Raw genomic sequence first — 23,951 nt, forward strand, 5'->3', positions numbered from 1 at the left:
ATGCGGCGTGGGGTCACAGTCCGACGCCTGTCGTCGAGCCGGGACGGTAGATCATCAGGACGACAACGATCGCCCAGAGCAGGTTGAAAACCCCGGTCAGCATCCCGAGTCGGCGCGTACTCCGGTTTGCCTCCGCACCACCGGGCGAGTCCGTGTCGAGTGCGTGGACGACGCGCTGCTGCGCGGGCAGGATGAAGGCGATCAGTATCGCGGCTGCGGCGGCGGTGAGAATCATGGAGACGATCAGCCAGGCGTCGCCGAGCACGCCGATGCTGGCACCGGTGGCGAGGCCGAAGACCGGCACGAGAGCGCCGATCACCGCGTAGACGCGGGTAATGCGGTGCAGGACACGCACCACGCTGGTGGGTCGCAGATCAGTGGACGCGGCGAGTGCCGCACGTGCGGCACGAGGGAACATGCTCGCGGCGATGGCGACCGGGCCAATCGTGAGAATCGCGGCGAGCACGTGGACCGAGAGTAGGAATGCGCTCATCGGATGCGCTCACCGGTCACGGGGGTACGCGGGAGTCGCCCTGCGCGGGATTCTCCGGACAGGTCATCGCCGGTCACGACGACATCGAAGACGAGGTTGAGTCTCAGGGGTTTCCTGATGCTCTGCCGCCAGGTGATGCGTTGCCCTTCGGGAGTGTCCTCGACGGCGATGTCGGTGAGAGGTGTGGTTTCGCCCGCCCCGGTCGCGCTGCCGTGCAGTACACCGTCCCGCTCGTCAAAACAGTAATCGGCCTGGATCGTGCCGACTGGGGTTCGCATGCGTAGCCGCCAGATTCCGGTGATGGCGTTCATAGTCTTGTTCATTCCGTTTTCCTGCGAGATGAGCAGTGGTCAGGCGGCGAGTGGGATGTCGTTCTTCCAGACGGTCCCGCGACGCTGGTACTCGAACAGTTCCTCGACCGCCAGGGCGGCGTGCGAGCCGAAGTCGCGGTCAAGCAGGTGAAGAGCAACGTCGAGGCCCGAGGTCACTCCGCCTCCTGAGATGAGGTCACGGTCGTCGACGACGCGGGCGCGGACGGCATTCACGCCCGTGGCGCTGAGCAGGTCCATGCCCAGCACATGGGTGGTGGCGTTGCGGCCTTCCAGAAGCCCTGCCATCGCCAGCGCGAGCGATCCACCGCAGACCGTCACCACCGTGACCGCCGGATTCCACAGTGCACGGGCGATGAGCGGGATGGCCTTGCCGGCGGCGAAGCGGGAGAGCAGGACTGGGATCGTTTCCGCGCCTTCGTCGGGGTCTCCCGCAATGGGGCCGGATGCTCCGGGAACAACCAGGTAGCCGGGCGCTTCCGGATCGATGGCCGCGGTTGCCGTCAACGTGAGCCCGGGAGTACCCGAGCGCACGGTGCCCGGGCCATCGGCGCTGACAAGCTCGACCGCGAGTACGCCGCCGAGAGCGTCACTTCCGGCGGAGAGCACCTCGAACGGAGCGATGACGTCCAATGGATCGAACCCGTCGAAGAGCACGAACTGGGCACGGCGTAGCGACATGGACGCTCCCTTTCGTTGATCACTTCCCATTCTCGGGAGCGCGCGCCGACCGCTACCACGGCCAAATAGCCATCTTCCGCCTGTTTCTGGCCACGCAGCTGCCCGTAGCCTTCACGCCATGTACACCGTCGTTGTGCTGGGCCTTCCGGATGCGATCGCCTTCGATCTGGCCACGCCCATCGAAGTCTTCGGTCGCGTCCGCCTCCCTGCGGGCCGGGCGGGGTACGAGGTCGTCGTGGCTGGCCCTGAGCCGTCGGTCACTGCGGGACCGTTACGACTCGCCTTCAACGAGGGCCTGGAAGCGATCGATCGCGCCGACCTTGTCGTGGTGCCCGGCCGGAACGAGCCCCTGCATCCGACGGCACCCGAGGTCCTCGCAGCCCTACGCTCCGCAGCTGAGCGGGGAACTCGGGTGGCATCGATCTGCGTCGGCGCGTTCACGCTCGCGGAAGCGGGACTCCTGGACGGTCGGGATGCGACAACGCACTGGCTGGCCGTCGACGAGCTCGCGCGCCGGTATCCGACCGTGAAGACCCACCCCGACGCGCTCTACATCGACAACGGCGACATCCTCACGTCTGCGGGAGCGTCGTCCGGTCTCGACCTGTGCCTGCATATCGTGCGGAAGGACTACGGGATGGCGGTAGCCGCAGACGCCTCCCGGCTCGCCGTCGCACCGCTGCACCGCACCGGCGGACAGGGGCAGTACATCCTCCAGAACCCGCCCACTTTCCAGACTTCGACGCTGGAAGGCGTACTCGCCTGGGTCGAAGAGAACGCGCACCGCGATCTCACGCTCGCTGACATCGCCACAGCCGCCGGGATGAGTGTGCGCACGTTGACCCGCCGATTCAACGACGAGACCGGCCAGAGCCCGATGCGCTGGGTATCCGGCGTGCGTATCCGCCATGCGCAGGAGCGGCTCGAGACAACCGATCACACCATCGACCGAATCGCCGCCGACGCCGGTTTTTCCTCCACAAGCAACTTCCGGGCCCAGTTCGGCCAGACACTCGGCGTGACACCCCGCGCATACCGAAAGGTCTTCCGCCCCTGACGCCAATGCCGCTGTTCACCCGCGTCGGCCAACGCCGCCTCACCCGGCCGCGACTGACACCCCACCGACATCGGCGCACCACACCCACGATCACTGATCGGCTACGGCCGCTAACCAACCAGGACTTCGGGATCAGTCGTCTGGGTAGGGTGGGAAACATGGCAGTCGTGAAGATCAACGCAATCGAGGTACCGGCCGGGGCCGGCGAGGAACTGGAGCGGCGGTTCGCCGCCCGTAAGGGTGCGGTGGATGGCCAGCCCGGTTTCCTCGGGTTCGAGTTGCTCCGTCCGGTCGCCGGCGAGAGCCGCTACTTCGTCTATACGAAGTGGGAGAGCGAGGAGGCGTACCGGGCATGGGCGCAGGGACCGGCCCGCGAGGCGCACGGCCACGGTGGTCAGCCCGGCCACGGCGAGCAACCGAAGCCGGTCGCCACCGGCGCCAACCTGCTGGAGTTCGAGGTCGTTCCGCTCGCAGGTCCCGCCAGCCACTAGCCCAGCTGGCGTCGGTTCCCAGGACGGTCGACTGGCGTCGGTTTCCGGCGGCGGTCAGGTGTTGCGGGAGCTGATCAGGGACGCGAAGGCGATCAGGTTGTCCTGGTAGCCAATGCTGCCACCGACCCACTGGCCGCCACAGGTGATCAACCGGAGGCCGGGCCGCTCGAAGTCGCCGTAGACCCGCTCGACGGGCAGCCCCGACTTGTCGAACCGTTCCACCGAGTTGACCTCGAAGATCGCCACCGACCGGTCGGCCCGGGTCACCTCGACCCGGGCACCGGGCCGGAGCTTGCCGAGATCGTGGAAGACCGACGGCCCGGTACGGGTATCCGCGTGCCCGACGATGACCGCCGGGCCGAACTGGCCGGGCGTGGGCCCGCGGTCGTACCAGCCGGTCTCGTTGTGCTGGTCGAGGGCGGGCACCGCGATGGTCCCGTCCGGCGCGAGCCCCACCTGGCCCACCGGGGCGGTCACCCCGATCGACTTGATCACGAGCTGCACCGGCCGGCTCGGTTCCAGCACCGGAAACTTCTTGGGTGGCGGCCGGTTACCCGCCATCAGCCAGTCCAGCGGCGAATGCCCGGCCTGTCCGAGTCCAGCGCCCGTGGCGAACACCCCTGCCAGCACCAGCATGACCGCGAGCACGCCGCGCCACCGGTGCGGCGACGGTGGGCGGATACGGCGTCTCGGCGTACGTGGTGGGATGGTCCGCGTCGGTCGGCCCACGGGCACCGGCTGCTGCCTGCTGACCCACCGCGCGTGGGCGGCGGGCGTCAGAGGCTGCGATGCCGGACGGTGTCCGGCCGACGGGCGGGCCATCGTCCGTGCGGTCAGCCGCCGGCCCGGCCGCGCACGGGTCGGGTACGGACGTTGCGGCGGCGCAGGGCGACCAGCCCGACCGCGACCCCGAGTACGGTGCTGCCGAGCCCGCCGACGAGCAGCAGGTTGCCGTCGTCCAGCCCGGCGCTACCGCCGAAGCCGGTGGCCGGGCCCCGGGTGGGATGATCGCTGGCCACCACGATCAACTGGGTGCTGGCACTACGACCGTCCGGGCAGCTCAACCGGACCCGGTAGCCGTCGGCGGCGGTGTTTCTCGGCACCCGGGCCGTGGCCTCCAGGAAGCCGGCATTCGGGTGCACGGTGATCGAGCCGAACGCGGGTGACTCGACGGTGGCGGGGGCGTTGTTCTCCCGGCAGCTGGCCCGGATGTCCACGGTCCGACCGGCCTGCACCGTACTCGGGATGAGATCGACGAAGACGTCGGCCGCCTGGGCAGGGGCAGCGCCGAGCAGCACGCTCGCGATCGCCGCCGCGACGACGAGGAGTCCCGCCGTACGCCGATGTTCGGACATCACGAGCCCCCTCCTGGCACCGCCGACCGATGCCGGCGTCCCTGCCCCGCCGGAAGCTGGGGTCCTTGCCCCTCAGGGAGGCGGATCACAGGTGGCTGCCCTCGGCCGTCGCGTAGGCTCACGTTCCTGTGACCTCCAGCCAGCAGGACCAGGATCTCGTCGTGCCGTCCCGGCACGCCGCCCGGATCCGTACCTTCCATCCGCGTCGCGGTCGGCTCAGCGGGCGGCATCACGACGCGCTCGAACGCATCTGGCCCGCCTACGGCCTTCTCGTCCCGGACGCGCCCACCGCGCCGGTAGATCTGGCCACCCTGTTCGGACGCCGAGCACCGGTAGTGCTGGAGATCGGCTCCGGGATGGGCGATGCCACCGCTGCGATGGCATCCGCCGACCCTGGCCGAGACTATCTCGCGGTTGAGGTGCATACGCCCGGAATCGCCAACCTCCTCGCCCTCGTCGAGCGACTGGGCCTGACCAACGTGCGGGTCGCCCAGGGGGACGCGGTCACCCTGGTCCAGCACATGCTCCCGGCGGAGTGCCTGGACGCCGTACACGTGTTCTTCCCCGATCCGTGGCCGAAGGCCCGGCACCACAAGCGGCGGCTGATCCAGCCCGCGCACGTCGCACTGCTGCGGTCCCGGCTGGTCCCCGGCGGTACGGTGCACTGCGCCACCGACTGGGCGGAGTACGCCGAGGCGATGCGGGACACCCTGACCGGTGACCCTGAGCTGGTCGACGTCTTCGAGGGGTACGCCCCTCGGCCGGCCCACCGGCCAATGACCAAGTTCGAGCGGCGCGGGATCACCGCCGGTCGGCAGATCTTCGACCTGATCTTCGAGCGTCGCCAGCCCACTCTCGGATAGCTGTCGCCTTCCCTCCGTCGGGTAGATCTTGATTCGGGCTGGCGCTGACGCGATCATCCAGGCACCATGGACCAGCCATGACGCTCACTGACCAGCTGCCGCGCAGCGCCGACCCCGACACCCTCTACGACGCGTTCACCAGCTGGGCGACCGAGCAGGGACTCACCCTCTATCCCCACCAGGACGAGGCGCTGATCGAGATCGTCTCCGGCGCCAACGTGATCATGAACACGCCCACCGGCTCCGGCAAGAGCCTGGTGGCCATCGCGGCACACTTCGCCGCTCTCGCCGACAACCGCACCACCTTCTACACCGCGCCGATCAAGGCCCTGGTGTCGGAAAAGTTCTTCGCCCTCTGCAAGATCTTCGGACCGGCCAACGTCGGCATGCTCACCGGGGACGCCAGCGTCAACGAGGACGCCCCGATCATCTGCTGCACCGCCGAGATCCTGGCCAACATCGCGCTGCGCGAGGGGTCGCGCGCCGACGTCGGCCAGGTGGTCATGGACGAGTTCCACTTCTACGCCGAGCCGGACCGGGGCTGGGCCTGGCAGGTGCCGCTGATCGAACTGCCCCAGGCGCAGTTCGTGCTGATGTCGGCCACCTTGGGAGACGTCACCCGGTTCGTCGACGACCTGACCCGCCGCACCGGCCGGGCCACCGCCGTCGTACGCTCCGCCGAGCGACCGGTGCCGCTGATGTTCTCGTACGTCACCACGCCGCTGCACGAAACCCTGGAGGAGCTGCTCACCACCCACCAGGCCCCGGTGTACGTGGTGCACTTCACCCAGGCCGCCGCCCTGGAACGGGCCCAGGCCCTGATGAGCGTCAACGTGTGCAGCCGGGCCGAGAAGGACGCCATCGCCAAGGCGATCGGCAACTTCCGGTTCACCTCCGGCTTCGGGCGTACCCTGTCCCGCCTGGTCCGGCACGGCATCGGCGTACACCACGCCGGCATGCTCCCGAAATACCGCCGGCTGGTGGAGACGCTGGCCCAGGCCGGACTACTCAAGGTCATCTGCGGTACCGACACCCTCGGGGTGGGCATCAACGTGCCCATCCGGACCGTGCTCTTCACCGCGCTGTCGAAGTACGACGGGGTGAAGACCCGGCTGCTCAAGGCGCGCGAGTTCCACCAGATCGCCGGCCGGGCCGGCCGGGCCGGCTTCGACACCATCGGCCGGGTGGTCGTACAGGCCCCCGACCACGTCATCGAGAACGAGAAGGCACTGGCCAAGGCGGGCGACGACCCGAAGAAGCGGCGCAAGGTGGTCCGTAAGAAGCCGCCCGAGGGGTCGATCGGCTGGGGCAAGCCGACCTTCGAGCGCCTGATCGAGGCCGAACCGGAGCCGCTCACCTCCAGCTTCCAGGTCAGCCACTCGATGCTGCTCAACGTCATCGGCCGCCCCGGCGACGCGTTCGCCGCGATGCGGCACCTGCTCACCGACAACCACGAGGACCGGCCGGCGCAGCGCCGGCACATCCGCCGGGCCATCGCCATCTACCGGGCCCTACTCGCCGGGGGCGTGGTGGAGCAGCTGCCCGAGCCGGACGAGACCGGCCGCCGAGTACGCCTCACCGTCGACCTTCAGCTCGACTTCGCGCTCAACCAGCCGCTGTCGCCGTTCGCGCTGGCCGCCATCGAACTGCTCGACCGGGAGTCACCGACCTATCCGTTGGACGCGCTGTCGGTCATCGAGTCCACCCTGGACGATCCGCGTCAGGTGCTCTCCGCGCAGCAGTTCAAGGCGCGCGGCGAGGCGGTCGCGCAGATGAAGGCCGACGGCATCGAGTACGAGGCCCGCCTCGAACTGCTCGACGTGGTCACCCACCCGAAACCGCTGGCCGAACTACTGGACGCCGCCTACGAGATGTACCGGCAGGGGCACCCGTGGGTCGCCGACCACCAGCTCTCGCCGAAGTCCGTGGTCCGCGACATGTACGAGCGGGCGATGACCTTCACCGAGTACGTCAACTTCTACGGCCTGTCCCGCTCGGAGGGACTGGTCCTGCGCTACCTGGCCGACGCGTACAAGGCGGTCCGGCAGACCGTCCCGGAGGATGCCAAGACCGAGGAGCTGGTCGACCTCATCGAGTGGCTGGGCGAACTGGTCCGGCAGGTCGACTCCAGCCTGATCGACGAGTGGGAGCGGCTGCGCAACCCGACCGACGCCGACCCCGAGACCGTCGTGATCGACGACCGGCCACCGGCGGTGACCAAGAACCTCCGCGCCTTCCGGGTACTGGTCCGCAACGCCCTGTTCCGCCGGGTCGAACTCGCCGCACTGCGTCGCTACGACGAGTTGGGCACCCTGGACGCCGAGTCCGGTTGGGACGCCGACGCCTGGGCGGAGGCGCTGGAGCCGTACTTCGAGGCGTACGACGAGATCGGCACCGGGCCGGCGGCGCGTGGACCGGCGCTGCTGATGATCGACCAGCAGCGGGACCGGTGGACCGTTCGGCAGATCTTCGACGACCCGGACGACGACCACGACTGGGGCATCAGCGCCGAGGTGGACCTGGCCGCCTCCGACGAGGCCGGGGCGGCGGTGCTACGGATCACCGAGGTGGGGCAACTGTGAACGGCTGCGGCCCAAGTCAGATCTGATAGCGGCCGATTCACTCGGATTCAGGGTGGCTGTTCCTTCCTGTCGTGCTCCGGGTGGGAAGCGCCGGGATCGGGTCTGGACCGAATCGACGTCGCCCGGCGACGATCTGGACGGCGCCGCTGATGCAGTGGTGTGCCACCATCGGCCACATGCACATCCGTCGAATCAAGGCGTGTCTCAACGGGGGCCGGACGTCCACCGACCATCCAGGGGTACCGATCAGCCCGGATGAGCTGGCGATCGCCGCGAAAGCGGCGGTGCACGCCGGTGCCGAGGCCATCCACCTGCACCCACGCGACGCCCGTGGAGAGCAGTCCGTGGCCGCGCAGGACGTGGCCGCCGCCGTCGAGGCCGTACGTCGCGCCTGCCCAGATACGCCCATCGGTGTCACCACCGGGCTCTGGATCACCGGTGGGGACGCCGACGCCCGGCAGGCCAGCATCGAGCGGTGGAGGGGCCTCGACCCGGTCGAGCGGCCCGACTTCGCCTCACTCAACGTTGCCGAGGATGGGGCTAACACGCTCGCAGCGACCCTGGTCGGACTGGGAGTCGGGATCGAGGCCGGCGTGTGGTCACCGGCCGACGCCGATCTGCTCGCCGAGGCCCCCTACGTCGCGAATTGTCTGCGCGTACTTGTCGAGGTGTTGGACACGCCCGCTGACCGTTGCCTCTCCGCCGCCGACGCGATCCTGGCCCGAATGGATGCCCACCAACTGAACCTGCCGCGGCTCCTGCACGGCGAGGACGACTCCGCCTGGCCCCTGCTCAGGTACGCCGGACGCCTGGGGCTGCCCACGCGAATCGGCCTGGAGGACGCCATCGTCGGGCCGCACGGCGAGCCCGTGCGGGACAACGCTGAACTGATCGCGATCGGTCTGCGCCTGATGAGCTGATCGTCTGCGGTCTTCGGAAATCCCTTCAGGAGGCTGGATGCCATTTGCCGTCGACCACATCTACATCCCGATCAAGTTCGATCTCGGTGGGGTCATCGACGATGTGTGGGAGGTGATGCCCGTCCTGGAGCGTTTCGGCGAGGTCTCGATCGACGCCGTGGACGACAAGGACGCCCGCTCCTACAACATCTCCTATCTGGCCACGCATCCGCCGGTCGTGACCATCAAAGTCGGCACGTCGCGGGTACGACTACGCGACATCACCTGGTCCGTGGCGACCGAACTGGTCGTCTACTCCGGCCTTGGCGTCCTCTCGGTCGATCTGCGCTTCTCCGCGCCCAGCCGCCTGGCAACCGACGACGACCTGCGGCGGTTCTACGACGACCAGGTTGCCGCCAACAATGTCGACTACTTCGAGTACCTGGCCGATGTGGGCGTGTTGTCGAAGAACCTCGCGTCCTACCGCAGCTCCGCCGAGGCGAACAAAGCGTCGCATTCGGGCTGGCGCGCGGCACCCTACGTGACGCGCCTGCGCGCCGCGCTGCTGGGCAGCCCCGCTTTCCGCCCACGTGAGCATTGCTACCCGTTCCAGAACATGCGGCAGTTCTTCGTGCTGCGGCATGCTGACCCGATCGAGGTGACCGGTCCGCACGCAGCCGAGGACGAAAGTCGCCTCCTCGACTCGCTGCTCGGACTGACCGCACGTACCCCTCGGCAGGGTGCCTCCCTCGCCGCCCCGGAATGGCCGCAGCTGAACATCGAGGACGTCGTCGTGCAGTCCAGCGGTTGGTCGACGGTGGCCGTCGTCGGCGAGGTGCGGCTGACCGACGCGCTGGACGTCGTCCAGGAGATGTACGGCCAGATGCATGCCCAGTGGTTCTTCTGTCAACTCTGGGTCGGTGTCGATCCGGCCGACCGGGAAGATGAGCTGTTGCTGACCGGCCCCGGAGGTGCCAGTGACCACCGGGTCGCCCACCTGGCGCGTACCCAGATGCAACTGGCCCACGGCCTGGCCGAGATCGGCAACGTCGACCTGATGTTCCGCGACCCGGTACGCGTCACCGTCGCCCACTTCCTCATCGAGAGTCTGCGGGTACGGCGACACGCCGAGGCCGCCCAGCGTCGTCTCGAACTTGTCCGGGCCAGCCTCGAACAGGTCTCCAATCTGCGTACTTCCTCATTCGAGCGCCGTCTGCAACTGTTGTTCGCCATTACCGCCATCGCCGGGGTGGTCAGTCTCTACCCGGCGCTGTCCAGCCTCAACAGCACCTGGCGGCTGGCCACGGTCGGGCTGTTCCTGGCGATGTCCCTCATGTGCTGGGGCGTCGTACGGGCGATGGGCCGGGCCGCCGAGTTGGAGCGGACCGGGCGACGCGGCGGCAGGCGACTGTTCCGAAACCCGAATCGGTGAGCGATCAGCAACTGTCGGCCGAATAGTCCGTATCGCTGTCCCCATTACGATGTGCGGTCCCGCCACTGGGTCGAAGGTACGCCGGACGATGCACGAGCACGGTCCCCGCCTGCAACAGACGGGGACCGTGCGAGACCTCGATCGCGATTGCCGTGCCGGCCCGAGCCACGTCATCACCATGCGGTCAGTCGAGGACTGCGGTGGCCTCCACCTCCACCAGGAGATCCGGACCGGCAAGGGCGCTGACGCCCAGCCCCGTGAACGGCGGGACCGGGGTAACGCCCAGCTTCGCGGCCGCCCGGTTGATCCCCTCAACCAGCAGGGGCATCTTGTCGGGAGTCCAGTCCACGACGTACGCGGTCAGTTTCGCCACGTCGTCGAAGGAGCCGCCGACTGCGGCCAGGGCGGTGGCGACGTTGAGGTAGCACTGCTCGACCTGGGCAGCGAGGTCGCCCACGCCGACCGTGGTCCCGGCGGAATCGACGGCGACCTGACCGGCGAGGAAGACCAACTTCGACCCGGTGGCGACCGACACCTGCCGATAGATGTCGACCTTCGGTAGTCCTTCAGGGTTCACCAGATTGATGGCCATGTTGGCTCCTTGTCGTCAAAGGGGTGCACATTGAGGTCCGGAAACCCGAACCCGGAAACTATAGCAAAGCTATGCTATGTAATGTAGCAGCATGGCGAGGACGAAGGATCCGGCGGTCCGCACCCTGCTCATCGAGCGCGCGGCACACATGCTCCGCACCCGGGAGCCGGTCACCCTGCGCTCGCTGGTGGCCGGGACCGGCGTGTCGACGATGGCCGTCTACACCTACTTCGGCGGCATGGACGGCATGTGGAAAGCCCTCCGCCAGGAGGGCTTCACCCGCCTGGCGGCCAGGTTCGCGGCAACGCCAACATCCCAGGACCCGGTGCAGGACCTGGCCGCCCTGGTCGCCGCCTACCTCGGCAACGCCCTGGACCACCCCGACCTGTACCGGGTCATGTTCGACGCGAACTTCGACCTCGAAGACCTCAAGGCAGCGGACGCCACCCTGGAACACCTGGTCCAGGCTGCCCGACGGAGCCGGGAGATCGGCCGCTTCCGCGCCGAGACCGACCCGCTGGAACTGGCGATCCAAAGTTGGGCCATCGGACACGGGCTGGTCTCCCTGGTCGCCAACGGCCCGCTGCCCCGTCAGACCCTCGGCCACGGCGCCCCCATGCTGACCGCACTGTTCATCGGCGCGGGAGACGACCCCGACAACTGTCGTCGATCGGTCGAGAACGGCTGGGAGCAACTGCACGCACCCGGCGAATAGCTCCGCAGCCTGTCCCGGCCCGAGCAGTACTTCTCCGTGCGACGCGGCGACGCGGCCCTCCAACCCTCTCCACCGCACGGCGAATCGAGCTCACGGCGAACGAGCTGACGACGAGCCGCCTCATGGGCGCGCCAACCAGACGCGCGCCTTCCCATATTCCGGCGAAACCTGCGGTCCGGAACGTCCCCTTTGGGCTGGGCGAAGCGGCGTCAGTCAATTAGAATGTATGTACTAATCCGGCTTCTGAACTGGGAGGACAGCCGTGACCGCGCCCGTCTCCGCCACCCCAACCTCCCCCACCGCCGCCGCCCCGCTGCCCTACGCCACCCTGCTCGGTTTCACCCGTTACGTCGACCGCACCGGGCCTGCCAAGGCCAACTTCGTCGGGGGTCTGCGCAAGCAGCGGGCGAGCCGCTCCGGCTTCAACCCGCACGGCCAGTTCGTCAAGGCGCTCAAGAGCGACATCGCTTTCCACACCGGCGGCACGCACCTCACCGAAGTCGTCAACATCGTCAAGCCACGCTGGCAGCCGCTCTACGCGGCGCTGGTGCCCGGCGCGCTGCGCTACCTGGAGTCACTCGGCGATCCGGCAGCGGTCCAGCTCGCCCAGACCCGGGACGCGCTCGGCCTGCTCGGCGGCCTGCCGGTGAAGGTCAACCCACACTTCGGGGTGCGCTACGAGGACGGCCACGCCGAGGCCGTACGACTGCACTTCGACGAGACCGCCCCAAGCGACGAGACCGTGCTGGCCGCCCTGCACCTGATGGGCCGCCACATGGAGCAGGTGCTTCCGCACGCCGAGCCGGTCCTGGTCGACCTGCGGCGGGGTGTGACCCACCGACGCGATCCCGGAGTCAAGCCCCAGCAGGTGGAGAGCTGGCTGGCCGGTGAGGCCGCTGCCTTCGCCGCCATCTGGTCCATCGCCGCCTGACCCAACTGGTTCCCCGCACGCACGCACACTTGCCGAGAAAGAGTGGCTGTTCAACGCGAATGGCCACTCTTTCTCTGTGCAGCTACGGACGCACGAGGGCACACACTGCGGCCGTACCGGGAGAGGCAACCGTCCATGGAGTTCCTGCTCGGCGGGTGCGCCGAGGTCTGCGTTCGAGGCTTAGATTTGCTAGATTCTGAAAATGTCAAATCTGAGTGAAGTTCTGGAACGTGCTGGAAACGAGCTTCGCTACGCGGACTCCGGCGGCGACCGCCAGCCGGTCGTGTTCACCCACGGTGCCGGCATGGACCATCGGATGTTCGACGTGCAGGCCACCGCACTGTGCGCGGCCGGGCATCGGGTGGTCAGCTGGGATCTACGCGGACACGGCATCTCCACACTCGCTGCCGGCGTACGGTTCGACGCGACCTCGGTCGTGGACGACCTCGCGGCGCTCCTCGACCACCTCGCGCTCGACCGTCCGGTCCTCGTCGGCCACTCCCTCGGCGGGAACATCTCGCAGGCGCTGGTCCGTCGACTGCCCGACCACGCGGGTGCGCTCATCGTCGTCGACTCGACCTGGAACGCCGGCCCGCTCACCGGGCTGGAACGGTTCCTACTCGGTCTCGCGGCCCCGTCGCTCGCCCTCATCCCGGCATCCCGGCTACCCGGGCTGATGGCACGGGCATCAGCTGTCACCCCGGCTGGCGTCACCGAAGCGAAGGCAACGTTCAGTCGGATGCCCAAAGCGGTCTTCCTCGACGTCTGGCGGGCGACCGCGTCGCTCGTCGCGCCTGAGCCGGGCTACCACACCCCCGTACCGCTCGGGCTCATCCGGGGTGGACGCGATCGCACCGGTAACATCGCGACGGCAATGCCGCGCTGGGCCATCGCCGAGGGAGTGACCGAGCGAGTCATCCCCGACGCCGGACACCTGGTCACCCTGGACGCGCCGGACGCGACGACGTACGCCATCCGCGATCTCCTCGACGGCTGGGAGCGGGATGCTGGCAAGGATGGGAACGGATCGACCAGATGACCACAGACGACGACCGGACGGCCTTCATCACGGCCATGGGCGACCTACTCGCGTCCTGGAACCTCTCGCGGACCACCGGCCGGATCTACGGGCACCTGCTGCTGCACTCCGCGCCGACGTCGCTGGACACACTCGGCTCAGCACTCGGACTGAGCAAGGGCACCGTAAGCACCTCCGTCCGTGAACTGACCGCGTGGGGGCTGGCACGCACCATCCCGCAGCCGGGCAGTCGGCGGCTACTCGTCGAGGCCGCGGGCGGCTTCGAGCAACTGCTCGCCGCCAGTCACGAACGGTCCAGGGCCCTCATCCGGGTCCTTCGCGACGGCGGCAACCTCGCCGAGGACGAGCAGGCCCGCAGCCGTCTGACCGACGTCACCGAACTCTTCGAATCCTATGTATCGGCCGGCGATGAAATGCTGCGGCGGACCCGGGACGGAAACAGAGGGCCACGCCCCTGAGGCGTACCGCCCGGATGCACCGCTGCCGGAACACGGATGCGCTCAGCGTTGCGGCCCACATTGGAAAACCACCAACCGCAGGAACCCGGAATGGGTGGTCGTTCCGCGAGGAACAACCACCCATTCCGGGGAACTGCGAGGATCTTGCGGAGCGGTCACGCCGCAGTCAGGTACTTCTCCAGATCGTCGAGGATCTTGCCGGCGGCGGTGACACCGATACCCGTCATCCAGATCTCGTCCGGCACCACGTGCGACTTGCCGGCCTTCACCGCGGGAAGGTTCTTCCACAGGGTGCCGCCGGTGACCTTCGCCTGCTCGGCAGCGGCCTTCTCGCCGTACGCGGCGACGAAGATGATGTCGCCGTCGACCTCGGCGATCCGCTCCGGGCTGACCTTGTCCATCCGCTTGTCTTCCTTGTCGGCCAGCAACTGACGCTCCGGACGACCGAGGCCGACGTCACCGACGACGATGCCGGAGAACGAGTCCGGCCCGTACACCCGGATCTCGGCCGGCATGAAACGGACGATGGAGATCTTCCGTGCCGCCGGGTCGCCGAGCTTCGCGCCCAGGTCCTTGGCCCGCTTCTCGTACGCGGCCAGCAGGTCACGGGCCTGCTGGTCCTTGCCCAGTGCCTTACCGTCGAGAAGGAAGTTCTCCTTCCAGGTGATGCCCACCTTCTCGGTGAAGACGGTGGGGGCGATCTTGGACAGCTCGTCGTAGAACTTCTCCTGGCGGAACTTGCTGCCCAGGATCAGGTCCGGCTTGAGCGCGGTGATCCCCTCCAGGTCGGGCTCGGTGAGGACACCGACCTCCTTGATCGAGGTGAGCTGGTCACCGAAGTAGGTCGGCCAGCCCTTGGCCTCGCCCGCCCGAGCCGCGCCTACCGGCACGACGCCCAGCGACAGCGCAGTATCGATCTTGTCGGTGTCGAGCACCACGACCCGCTTGGGGCTGACCGGCACCGAGGTGGTGCCCATCACGTGGGTGATCGAATGGGTTTCCGCCGTGTCGGACCCGGCGGCCGGATCGCTCTCAGCGCATCCGGTCAGGCCGACACCGACCGCGACGACCGCGGCGATGGCGGTGGCGAGACGGCGCATGATGTTCCTTTCATCAGGGATGGTGTGGTGAGCGTGGGGACGACCATCGGCGCCCCGGTCACCGGGCAGGGCACGACCACACAGTCGAGCCCGAAGACGTCACGGACCAGGTCCGCGGTGAGGATCTCGCGGGGCGCACCGGCCGCGACCACCGCACCGCCGCGCATGGCGATCAGGTGGTCGGCGTAGCGGGCCGCCTGGTTGAGGTCGTGCAGGACGGCCACCACGGTACGGCCGCGGTCGACCCGCAACTGGTGCAGCAGGTCCAGGACCTCCACCTGGTGGGCCAGGTCGAGGAAGGTGGTCGGCTCGTCGAGCAGCAACGCCTCGGTCTCCTGGGCCAGGGTCATCGCGATCCAGACCCGCTGCCGCTGGCCGCCGGAAAGGGTGTCCACCGCCCGATCGGCGAGGTCGTCCACGTTGGCCAGGGCCATCGCCTCGGCCACCGCCGACCCGTCCTGGGCGGACCACTGCCGCCACCACCGCTGGTAGGGCTGCCGCCCCCGGCCGACCAGGTCGGCGACGGTGACTCCTTCCGGCACGAGCGGGCTCTGCGGCAGGACGCCCAGCCGCCGGGCCACCTCCCGGGTCGGCAGTTCCCGGATCGCCGTACCGTCGAGCAGCACGGTGCCCCGGTTCGGGGTGAGCAGCCGGGCCATGGTGCGCAACAGGGTGGACTTGCCGCAGGCGTTGGGACCGACGATGACGGTGAAGGCGTCCGACGGCAGTTCGACGTCGAGTCCGTCGATGACGATCCGGTCGTCGTAGCCGACGACGAGGTCGCGCGTGGAAAGCTTCACGGGTTCCTCCGGACGGTGACGGGACTCATCAGGCGACCTTCCGTCGACCCCATCAGACGGCCTTCCGTCGGCCACGGACCAGCAGGAAGATCAGGTACGGGCCGCCGATGGCGGCGGTGAGCACCCCGGCGGGCAGTTGGGTCGGGGCGAACAGCCGCCGACCGGCAAGGTCGGCCAGCACGACCAGTACCGCGCCGACCAGTGCTGCGCAAACCAGCGGGGGACGTTCCGCACGGACCAACCGCCGGGCGACCTGGGGCGCCACCAGGGCCACGAAGTCCACCGCGCCGACCTGGGCGGTGACCGACGCGGCGGCAAGGACACCGGTGGTGGCCAGGCCGACCCGCCGGGCGGTGGGCCGCAGGCCGAGGCCCCGGGCCGTGTCGTCGTCGAGGGCGCTGCTGTTCAACGCCCAGCCGGCCCAGAGCAGCACCGGCAGCAGCACCAGAAGGGTGACCGCGATGTACCTCGCCTCGGTCCAGCCCTTGCCGGCGAGGGTACCGACGAGCCAGATCTGCGCCCGCATCCCGTCGATCGGGTCGGCTGAGAGGAGCACCACCTCGGTCAGTGCGCGCAGGGCCATCGCGACGGCGACCCCGGCCAGGACGAACCGCTGGGCGGCCAGGCCGTGCTTGGAGCCCAGCGCCAGCAGTGCGGCGGCGGCGAACAGGCCACCGGCCAAGGCGGCGGGTGCGACCAGGGCGGCGGCGACCCCGGTAGTCAGCGCGATGGTGGCGGCCAGGCCGGCGCCCTGGGTGATGCCGATGATGTCCGGGCTGGCCAACGCGTTGCGGGAAACGCTCTGGATCAGGGTGCCGGCGATGCCGAAGGCTGCCCCGGCCACGACCGCGAGGACGATGCGGGGCAACCGCAGGTCGAGCACGACCAGGTCGTACGGGGTGCCGGCACCGGAGAGCGAGCGCAGTACGTCGACCGGCGCGACGTACGGGGTGCCCAGGGAGAGGCTGAACACCACGGCGGCGCAGAGTACGACCAGCAGCCCGACCGCAACGAACACGGATCGGCGACGGACGAGCAGGCTGGCCCGGCCGAGCCGGATCAGGGCCCGGTTCCCGGGGAGCATGGTCGATGCCGCCTTGGCGGCCGACGTCGGGTCGGCAGCACGTTCGCGAAGTGTGGTCATGAGGTCACCACGCGGGCCCGACGGACCATGATCACCAACAGTGGCGCTCCGATCAGGGCGGTGACGATGCCCGCCGGGATCTCGCCGGGCGGGGCGACCAGCCGCCCGATGATGTCGGCGGCGAGCAGCAGCACCGGCCCAAACAGGCCGGAAACGAGCAGGGTCCACCGGTGGTCGGTGCCGACCAGGGCGCGGGCCAGGTGCGGCACGGCTAGCCCGACGAAGGCGATCGGCCCGGCCGCCGCCACCCCCGCCCCGATGAGCAGCACGGCGGCGGCTCCGCCGCTGAGGCGTACCAGTCCGACCCGGTGCCCCAGGCCCCGGGCAACGTCGTCGCCGAGGGCCAGGGCGTCCAGGCCCCGGGCGGCCACAGCGGCGAGCACCAGCCCGACCAGGGCGAAGGGAACGACCTGGGCGGCGACGGTGGCGTCTCGGCCGGCGATTCCGCCGACCACCCAGAACCGGTATTCCTCGAAGGTGCGGGCGTCGATGCTGAGCAGGGCGACGACGATCGCGCCGAAGCTGGCGTCCATGGCGACGCCGACCAGGGCGAGAGTCACCGGGTTGGCACCGTCGCGGGTCCGGTTGGCGATGCCGAAGACGAGCAGCCCGGCAAGGAGGGCACCGGCGATGCCGAACCAGACGTACCCGGCGAGGGTGCCGACGCCGAAGACCGCGATGGCGACGACCACACCGAGCGAGGCACCGGCGCTGATGCCCATGATCCGGGGCTCCGCGAGTGGGTTGCGGGTCAGGGCCTGCAACAGCACACCGGAGACCGCGAGCGCCGCACCGACGACGAGCCCGATGGCCGTACGGGGCATGCGCAGTTCCCAGATGATGATGCTGGCCTCGCTGCCGTCCGCCGCGACCAGGGCGTGCCAGACCTGCGCCGGGGAGAGCGGCTTGCTGCCGATGGCGAAGCTCGCCAGTACCGTCAGCCCGAGCAACGCCAGCGCGCCGACGACGACAGCCACCCGACGGCGGTCACGCCGGGGCGGGCGGGTCTCCAGCCCGGCCGACTGGACCGCAGCGCTGGTCACTGATCTCGCACTCCTCACATTAGGGTCGGCTAACCTTATGGCCTGGTCAGTCGGCTCATGGGCCGGGGATGGCCGAAGTCACGATGGTCGACGTGCCATCCAAGCGGAGAGGGACCGGACGTGATCGCCGCCCTGCAATGCGTGGTGCTGGACTGTCCCGACGTCGCCAAGCTGGCGCACTTCTACCAATCCCTGCTGGGCGGCACAGTCAACCAGCCCGACCGGCGGTGGAGCCTGGACGAGGACTGGGCCACCCTGCACACCGGTTCCGGACTGGTGCTGGCGTTCCAACGGGTGGCGGACCACCAGCCACCCCGGTGGCCCGACCCCACCCGTCCCCAGCAGTTCCACCTCGACCTGGGCGTGCCCGACCTGGACGCGGCCGAACGGGAGGTGCTCGCGGCCGGAGCCACGTTGCTCGATGCTGGGGACCCCACCCGGGGATGGCGGGTCTACGCCGACCCGGCCGGGCACCCGTTCTGCCTCGTCTGCGAGTGATGTCCGGTCCGCTGTGAATCAGCGGCGGCACGCCGGGCAGACCGACAAGACCTCGGGCGGGCGGGCCGAAGGTCGGGCAAGCTGTCGGGATGGCGGTCGACATCGTCTTCGAGCCTCCGGCACCGACCATCGACGAGGAGGCCGGCCGGATCATTGGCTGGCGCTCGGGGGTGCTCTCCGCGTACGGCCGTGACCGGGCCCGGCAACTCGGTGAACGGCACCGGGCCGACGGCATCACCGGGGTGTTCTGTTCCGACCTGGACAGCGTGGTGCAGACGGTGGAGATCGCCTTCCCGCACCGGGGCATTCCGATCCACCGGGACACCCGGCTACGTGAGTGCGACTACGGACACCTCGACGGTGTGCCGGTAACCGAGTTGGCCCCCTTGCGGTCACGGCACATCGACGAGCCGTTCCCGGGTGGGCAAAGCTACCGTCAGGTGGTCGACCAGACCCGGGGGTTCCTGCGTGATCTGGCCGCGGCGTGGGATGGACGGCAGGTGCTGGTGGTCGCCCACACGGCCAACCGGTGGGCATTTGACCATCTGCTCACCGGGGTGCCGTTGGAGGATCTGCTCAACGCGCCGCTGCACTGGCCGGAACGCGGGCAGTACCGCCTACCAACGGAGGGCATCGTCCGCCGGCACGGTTTCCACACCTGAGCGGCGCGGTCGAGGAAACAAGCAGCGTGGTCGAGGCGATAAGTCGAAGGCAGCCGGAGATCGGTTGTGCCTATCCTTGGCGACGACATGCAGACGCCGCCAGACTCCCACGCCCGTACCAAGCTCGCCGATCTTCGCTCCCGGCTGACCGAGCTGACCATCCGGGACCAGCGCCGTACCCAGCGCCGACTCGACGGAGTCCGCAAGATCCGCGACCCCGAGCGACGCGAGTCGGCCCTAGCCGAGATCGAGGCGGAGGTGGCCGCCGCCGAGGAGCAGCTGGCCATTCGCCGGGCCGGTGTGCCGCAGGTCACCTATCCGGTGGGGTTGCCGGTCAGCGAGAAGAAGGACGACATCCTCGCCGCGATCCGCGACCACCAGGTGGTGATCGTCGCCGGCGAGACGGGCTCGGGTAAGACCACGCAGCTGCCCAAGATCTGCCTGGAGCTGGGTCGGGGTGTGCGGGGCCTGATCGGGCACACCCAGCCGCGCCGGTTGGCCGCCCGTACCGTGGCGAACCGGATCGCTGAGGAGTTGGGCACCGAGCTGGGCCAGACGGTCGGCTACAAGGTGCGTTTCACCGACCAGGTCAGCGACGGCACCCTGGTCAAGCTGATGACCGACGGCATCCTGCTCGCCGAGTTGCAACAGGACCGGATGCTGAGCCGGTACGACACGCTGATCATCGACGAGGCACACGAGCGCAGCCTCAACATCGACTTCATCCTCGGTTACCTCAAGCAGCTACTCCCCCGCCGCCCCGACCTCAAGGTGATCATCACCTCGGCCACCATCGACCCGCAGCGCTTCGCCCGGCACTTCGGTACGCCGAATGGTCAGCTCAGCGTTGGAACATCGAACGGCCAGCTCAGCGAGGACAAGCCGGTCAGCGACGACAAGCCGGTCAGCGGGGACGCGCCGATCATCGAGGTGTCCGGCCGGACGTACCCGGTGGAGGTGCGCCACCGGCCCCTCGTGCTCGACCTCGACAACGAGGACGGCGAGGACGACGGCGAGAACGTCCGGGACCAGGTGCAGGCGATCAGCGACGCGGTCGAGGAACTGGTCGCCGAGGGACCCGGTGACATCCTGGTCTTCCTCAGTGGGGAACGGGAGATCCGAGACACCGCCGACGCGCTCGGCAAACTGGTCCAGTCCCGGCCCGCACTGCGCGGCACTGAGATCCTCCCGCTGTACGCCCGGCTCTCCGCCGCCGAACAGCATCGGATCTTCCAGGCACACAGTGCGCGACGGGTGGTGCTGTCCACCAACGTCGCTGAGACCTCGCTGACCGTGCCCGGCATCAAGTACGTCGTCGACCCCGGCACGGCCCGGATCTCCCGCTACAGCCACCGGTTGAAGGTGCAGCGACTGCCGATCGAGCCGATCTCCCAGGCCTCGGCCAACCAACGCAAGGGCCGATGTGGGCGTACCTCGGACGGCATCTGCATCCGCCTCTACGACGAGCAGGACTTCCTGTCCCGGCCCGAGTTCACCGACCCGGAGATCCTCCGTACCAACCTCGCCTCGGTCATCCTCCAGATGACCGCGATCGGGCTGGGCGACATCGCCGCCTTCCCGTTCATCGACCCGCCAGACCGGCGCAACATCACCGACGGCGTGCACCTGCTGCACGAGCTGGGTGCGTTGGAGCCGGCGACCAGCGACGCCGCCCAACGGCTGACCCCGTTGGGTCGCCGGTTGGCCCAGTTGCCGGTGGACCCCCGCCTGGCCCGGATGGTGCTGGAGGGCGAGCGCAACGGATGCGCCACCGAGGTGATGGTGATCGCCGCCGCGCTGTCGATCCAGGATCCACGGGAACGTCCGGCGGACAAGCAGGCCCAGGCCGACCAGGCGCACGCCCGGTTCGCCGACAAGGAGTCGGACTTCGCCGCGCTGCTCAACCTGTGGCGCTATCTGCGGGAGCAGCAGAAGGCGCTCTCCTCCAGCGCGTTTCGCCGGATGTGCAAGGCGGAATACCTCAACTACCTGCGGGTACGCGAGTGGCAGGACATCTTCAGCCAACTCCGCCAGGTGCTGCGTACCCTCGACGGTGGAACGGATCGGGCCGGCAACGCGGTTCGGCGAACGGAGCCAGACCCGGTCGGCGACGGTGCCGAGGTGGACGCGCAGCGGATCCACCAGTCGCTGCTGGCGGGCCTGCTCTCCCACGTCGGGCTCAAGGACGCGCAGAAGCACGAATACCTCGGTGCCCGAGGTGCCCGGTTCGCGCTCTTCCCCGGCTCGGCGCTGTTCAAGAAGCCGCCGCGCTGGGTGATGGCCGCCGAACTGGTGGAGACCTCCCGGCTCTGGGGGCGGATGGCGGCCCGAGTGGAACCGGAGTGGGTCGAGGCGCTCGCCGGCCACCTGGTCAAACGCAGTTACAGCGAGCCGCACTGGGAGAAGAAGCAGGGTGCGGTGCTGGCCTACGAACGGGTCACCCTGTACGGCATTCCGCTGGTCACCGGGCGGAAGGTGAACTTCGGCCGGATCGACCCGGCGCTCTCCCGCGAACTGTTCCTCCGGCACGCGCTGGTCGAGGGTGACTGGCAGACCCACCACAAGTTCTTCCAGGAGAACCGGGCCCTGTTGGACGAGGTCGAGGAGTTGGAGAACCGGGCCCGTCGGCGCGACATCCTGGTCGACGACGAGACCCTGTTCGAGTTCTACGACCAGCGGGTACCGGCCGACGTGGTTTCCGGCCGGCACTTCGACAGTTGGTGGAAGAAGACCCGCCGGGAGCAGCCCGACCTGCTCACCTTCGACCGGGAAATGCTGGTCAACCAGGGCCGGACCGGGGTGGCCGCGACCGACTACCCCAACACCTGGCACTCCGAGGGGATGGCGCTGCCGCTGACCTACCGATTCGAGCCGGGCACCGCCGCCGACGGGATCACCGTCGACATCCCGCTGCCGATGCTCAACCAGGTTCCGGCGGAGAGCTTCGACTGGCAGGTACCGGGGCTGCGCGAGGAGTTGGTCGTCGCGCTGATCCGGTCACTGCCCAAGGCCGTACGGCGCAATTTTGTCCCCGTGCCGGACTATGCGCGGGCGGTGCTGGCCCGGCTGCAACCGGGCGCGGAACCGCTGCTCGACGCGCTGGCCCGGGAGCTGCGCCGGATGACCGGGGTGACCATCCCCCGCGATGCCTGGGACCTCGACCGGCTGCCGGCCCACCTGCGGCTCAACTTCCGGGTGGTCGACGAGGAGCAGAAGCCGGTCGCCGAGGGCCGGAATCTCACCGCGCTCCAGCAGCAACTCAAAACGGAGGTACGCCGGGTCGTGGCAGCCGCCGCACCGGACGTGCAGCGCACCGGGTTGCGAGAGTGGAGCATCGGCACCCTGCCCCGCTCGGTGGAACAGACTCGGGCCGGCTACCTGGTGACCGCCTATCCGGCGCTGGTGGACGAGGGCGACAGTGTCGGGGTCCGGGCGTTCGAGACCGAGGCCGAGCAGCAGTCGGCGATGTGGGCGGGCACCCGTCGACTGCTCCGGCTGACCATTCCCTCCCCGGCGAAGTTCCTCCAGGGTCGGCTCTCCAACGAGGCGAAGCTGGCGCTGAGCCGTAACCCGCACCGCAACGTGGTCGACCTGCTCGACGACGCGGCCGGCGCGGCCATCGACAAGCTGGTCGCGGACGCGGGTGGGCCGGCCTGGGACGCCGAGGGCTTCGCCGCGCTGCGCGACCGGGTACGCGCCGACCTGGTGGACACCGTGGTCGAGGTGGTCGACCGGGTACGCCGGGTGCTGACCACGGCGTACGCGGTCGAGCAGCGGTTGGGGCGGACCAACAGCCTGACCATGGTGGCGGCGTTGGCCGACATCCGGGCGCAGCTCTCCGGGCTGGTGCACCAGGGATTCATCACCGAGACCGGATACGGCCGGCTGGCCGACGTACCCCGTTATCTGGCGGGCATCGAGCGACGGTTGGAGAAACTGCCGCAGAACCCGCAACGGGACCGGGAGCAGCAGACCCGGATCGAGCAGGTGCAGAAGGAGTACCAGGAGATGCTGGCTGCCCTGCCGCCGAGCCGCCGCAACGACGACGCGGTCCGGCAGATCCGCTGGATGATCGAGGAGTTGCGGGTGAACGTCTTCGCTCAGGCGCTCGGCACGCCGTACCCGGTCTCCGAGCAGCGGATCTATCGGGCGATGGATCTGGCCGAAGGGCGCTGAACGGATCTTGGCCGGTGTCCTGAATCGATGGCCGGCGGCTACTGCTAATTAGCATGGCCGCCATGCAGCACGAGACGGTTGGCGGACCCAGCAAACGATCACCCTGGCGACATGTGGTTTCCGCCGTACTCCTGATCGCTCTGCTCGGAGTCTTCTGCTCCATCCCGATGGACAACGTGCTGCGGGTGGTCACCGGGGCAACGGCGACGGCGCAGGTCGAGGGCTGCGCCAGGAGGGCAAGTACAACGTCTGCCGGGGCTCCTGGGCACGACACCCGCGCTCTTCGGCACGATCCTGCTGGCCCTGGTCATCGCCGTCGGCGCGTCCTCACTCAAGCGGAAGCGGACCACGGGCTGACCGCAGGAGAGATGTTGGCGTCAACTGGCCCCTCCAGGGGCCAGTTGACGCCAACATCTTTCAGTCATCCCAACTGACGGAACGTAATTCCCGTGGCCTGGACGAGTACGGGCCGGTCCGGCACCACGGGAGATCGACCAGTCCTGGGCAAGAGCCCGACCGGGCGCAGGTCCCTGCGGCAAGGCAAGGGTTGTCCATCAAGGAGTCCGAGTACCGCCAACCGGTGTTGTTGGTAGCAGGGCAGGTATGGCGTT

The 23,951-nt window shown here is 68.9% G+C and carries 23 protein-coding genes; 13 read left to right on the forward strand and 10 right to left on the reverse strand.

Features of this window, described 5'->3' with window-relative positions; all coding sequences use genetic code 11:
• Positions 1-13: 13 nt before the first annotated feature.
• The 3 genes from ACWDV4_RS12220 to ACWDV4_RS12230 are packed head-to-tail and all read right to left on the reverse strand — an operon-like array spanning position 14 to position 1,503.
• Complete coding sequence (locus tag ACWDV4_RS12220; RefSeq protein ID WP_449977324.1) at positions 14-493, reverse strand: DUF2269 family protein; 480 nt, start codon at positions 491-493, stop codon at positions 14-16.
• Positions 490-816: a hypothetical protein gene (locus ACWDV4_RS12225; RefSeq protein ID WP_449977326.1), complete on the reverse strand. Its 327-nt coding sequence runs from the start codon at positions 814-816 to the stop codon at positions 490-492. Before ACWDV4_RS12225 ends, ACWDV4_RS12220 begins: the two co-directional genes overlap by 4 nt.
• A 27-nt stretch (positions 817-843) precedes the next feature.
• Positions 844-1,503, reverse strand: coding sequence for a DJ-1/PfpI family protein (locus ACWDV4_RS12230; RefSeq protein ID WP_449977328.1), 660 nt, complete (start codon positions 1,501-1,503; stop codon positions 844-846).
• A gap of 118 nt (positions 1,504-1,621) precedes the next feature.
• On the opposite strand from ACWDV4_RS12230, the gene ACWDV4_RS12235 reads away from it, so the two are divergent.
• Both ACWDV4_RS12235 and ACWDV4_RS12240 read left to right on the forward strand, forming a co-directional pair.
• The gene (locus ACWDV4_RS12235; protein ID WP_449977329.1) at positions 1,622-2,560 is read left to right on the forward strand and encodes a GlxA family transcriptional regulator; all 939 of its coding nucleotides are present in this window, start codon (positions 1,622-1,624) and stop codon (positions 2,558-2,560) included.
• 158 nt (positions 2,561-2,718) lie between these two features.
• Entirely contained in the window at positions 2,719-3,051 is a 333-nt protein-coding gene (locus tag ACWDV4_RS12240) for an antibiotic biosynthesis monooxygenase family protein (RefSeq protein ID WP_449977331.1), read from the forward strand.
• A 54-nt stretch (positions 3,052-3,105) separates the two neighbouring features.
• On the opposite strand, the gene ACWDV4_RS12245 is transcribed toward ACWDV4_RS12240, so the two are convergent.
• Both ACWDV4_RS12245 and ACWDV4_RS12250 read right to left on the reverse strand, forming a co-directional pair.
• Positions 3,106-3,699, reverse strand: a complete 594-nt coding sequence (locus tag ACWDV4_RS12245) for a class F sortase (RefSeq protein WP_449977334.1) — start codon at positions 3,697-3,699, stop codon at positions 3,106-3,108.
• Positions 3,700-3,884: 185 nt separating this feature from the next.
• Positions 3,885-4,406 (reverse strand): hypothetical protein, encoded by a 522-nt coding sequence (locus ACWDV4_RS12250; protein ID WP_449977335.1) that lies wholly within the window; start codon positions 4,404-4,406, stop codon positions 3,885-3,887.
• 128 nt (positions 4,407-4,534) lie between these two features.
• On the opposite strand from ACWDV4_RS12250, the gene trmB reads away from it, so the two are divergent.
• The 4 genes from trmB to ACWDV4_RS12270 all read left to right on the forward strand — a co-directional run bounded on the left by trmB (position 4,535) and on the right by ACWDV4_RS12270 (position 10,182).
• Positions 4,535-5,269 (forward strand): tRNA (guanosine(46)-N7)-methyltransferase TrmB, encoded by a 735-nt coding sequence (gene trmB, locus ACWDV4_RS12255; RefSeq protein WP_449977338.1) that lies wholly within the window; start codon positions 4,535-4,537, stop codon positions 5,267-5,269.
• A gap of 77 nt (positions 5,270-5,346) precedes the next feature.
• Positions 5,347-7,851 carry a DEAD/DEAH box helicase gene (locus tag ACWDV4_RS12260; protein WP_449977341.1) on the forward strand — a complete coding sequence of 835 codons (2,505 nt, stop codon included), beginning with the start codon at positions 5,347-5,349 and terminating at the stop codon, positions 7,849-7,851.
• Positions 7,852-8,027: 176 nt separating this feature from the next.
• Positions 8,028-8,771, forward strand: coding sequence for a 3-keto-5-aminohexanoate cleavage protein (locus ACWDV4_RS12265; RefSeq protein ID WP_449977344.1), 744 nt, complete (start codon positions 8,028-8,030; stop codon positions 8,769-8,771).
• Positions 8,772-8,808: 37 nt separating this feature from the next.
• The gene (locus tag ACWDV4_RS12270; RefSeq protein ID WP_449977346.1) at positions 8,809-10,182 is read left to right on the forward strand and encodes a hypothetical protein; all 1,374 of its coding nucleotides are present in this window, start codon (positions 8,809-8,811) and stop codon (positions 10,180-10,182) included.
• Between the two features lie 184 nt (positions 10,183-10,366).
• Here ACWDV4_RS12270 and ACWDV4_RS12275 read toward each other — a convergent pair whose 3' ends face one another.
• The gene (locus ACWDV4_RS12275; RefSeq protein WP_449977348.1) at positions 10,367-10,774 is read right to left on the reverse strand and encodes a RidA family protein; all 408 of its coding nucleotides are present in this window, start codon (positions 10,772-10,774) and stop codon (positions 10,367-10,369) included.
• Positions 10,775-10,865: 91 nt separating this feature from the next.
• Here ACWDV4_RS12275 and ACWDV4_RS12280 point away from each other — a divergent pair, with 91 nt between their 5' ends.
• From ACWDV4_RS12280 to ACWDV4_RS12295, 4 genes are all read left to right on the forward strand, one after another.
• Positions 10,866-11,489: a TetR/AcrR family transcriptional regulator gene (locus tag ACWDV4_RS12280; protein ID WP_449977350.1), complete on the forward strand. Its 624-nt coding sequence runs from the start codon at positions 10,866-10,868 to the stop codon at positions 11,487-11,489.
• A 262-nt stretch (positions 11,490-11,751) separates the two neighbouring features.
• The gene (locus ACWDV4_RS12285; protein WP_449977351.1) at positions 11,752-12,420 is read left to right on the forward strand and encodes a hypothetical protein; all 669 of its coding nucleotides are present in this window, start codon (positions 11,752-11,754) and stop codon (positions 12,418-12,420) included.
• 202 nt (positions 12,421-12,622) lie between these two features.
• Entirely contained in the window at positions 12,623-13,459 is an 837-nt protein-coding gene (locus tag ACWDV4_RS12290) for an alpha/beta fold hydrolase (RefSeq protein ID WP_449977353.1), read from the forward strand.
• A complete protein-coding gene (locus tag ACWDV4_RS12295; RefSeq protein WP_449977355.1) occupies positions 13,456-13,917 on the forward strand; it encodes a GbsR/MarR family transcriptional regulator in 462 nt (153 codons plus the stop codon). The genes ACWDV4_RS12290 and ACWDV4_RS12295 overlap by 4 nt, the downstream gene beginning before the upstream one ends.
• A gap of 155 nt (positions 13,918-14,072) precedes the next feature.
• Here the strand turns inward: ACWDV4_RS12295 and ACWDV4_RS12300 are convergent, their stop codons facing one another.
• Genes ACWDV4_RS12300 through ACWDV4_RS12315 form a run of 4 tightly spaced genes read right to left on the reverse strand, consistent with a single transcriptional unit; the run spans position 14,073 to position 18,004 of the window.
• Positions 14,073-15,017: an ABC transporter substrate-binding protein gene (locus ACWDV4_RS12300; RefSeq protein ID WP_449977356.1), complete on the reverse strand. Its 945-nt coding sequence runs from the start codon at positions 15,015-15,017 to the stop codon at positions 14,073-14,075.
• The gene (locus tag ACWDV4_RS12305; protein ID WP_449977358.1) at positions 14,963-15,817 is read right to left on the reverse strand and encodes an ABC transporter ATP-binding protein; all 855 of its coding nucleotides are present in this window, start codon (positions 15,815-15,817) and stop codon (positions 14,963-14,965) included. The genes ACWDV4_RS12300 and ACWDV4_RS12305 overlap by 55 nt, the downstream gene beginning before the upstream one ends.
• 52 nt (positions 15,818-15,869) lie before the next feature.
• Positions 15,870-16,961 carry a FecCD family ABC transporter permease gene (locus tag ACWDV4_RS12310; protein WP_449977361.1) on the reverse strand — a complete coding sequence of 364 codons (1,092 nt, stop codon included), beginning with the start codon at positions 16,959-16,961 and terminating at the stop codon, positions 15,870-15,872.
• On the reverse strand, positions 16,958-18,004 hold the full coding sequence (locus tag ACWDV4_RS12315) for a FecCD family ABC transporter permease (RefSeq protein ID WP_449977363.1): 1,047 nt from the start codon (positions 18,002-18,004) through the stop codon (positions 16,958-16,960). The genes ACWDV4_RS12310 and ACWDV4_RS12315 overlap by 4 nt, the downstream gene beginning before the upstream one ends.
• Positions 18,005-18,124: 120 nt before the next feature.
• Here ACWDV4_RS12315 and ACWDV4_RS12320 point away from each other — a divergent pair, with 120 nt between their 5' ends.
• The 3 genes from ACWDV4_RS12320 (at position 18,125) to hrpA (ending at position 23,340) form a co-directional block, all read left to right on the forward strand.
• Positions 18,125-18,502, forward strand: coding sequence for a VOC family protein (locus tag ACWDV4_RS12320; protein ID WP_449977366.1), 378 nt, complete (start codon positions 18,125-18,127; stop codon positions 18,500-18,502).
• An 89-nt stretch (positions 18,503-18,591) separates the two neighbouring features.
• A complete protein-coding gene (locus ACWDV4_RS12325) occupies positions 18,592-19,164 on the forward strand; it encodes a histidine phosphatase family protein (protein WP_449977368.1) in 573 nt (190 codons plus the stop codon).
• 87 nt (positions 19,165-19,251) lie between these two features.
• The gene (gene hrpA, locus ACWDV4_RS12330; RefSeq protein WP_449977371.1) at positions 19,252-23,340 is read left to right on the forward strand and encodes an ATP-dependent RNA helicase HrpA; all 4,089 of its coding nucleotides are present in this window, start codon (positions 19,252-19,254) and stop codon (positions 23,338-23,340) included.
• Positions 23,341-23,951 lie beyond the last annotated feature (611 nt).

The organism is Micromonospora sp. NPDC003197 (genome assembly GCF_053590565.1).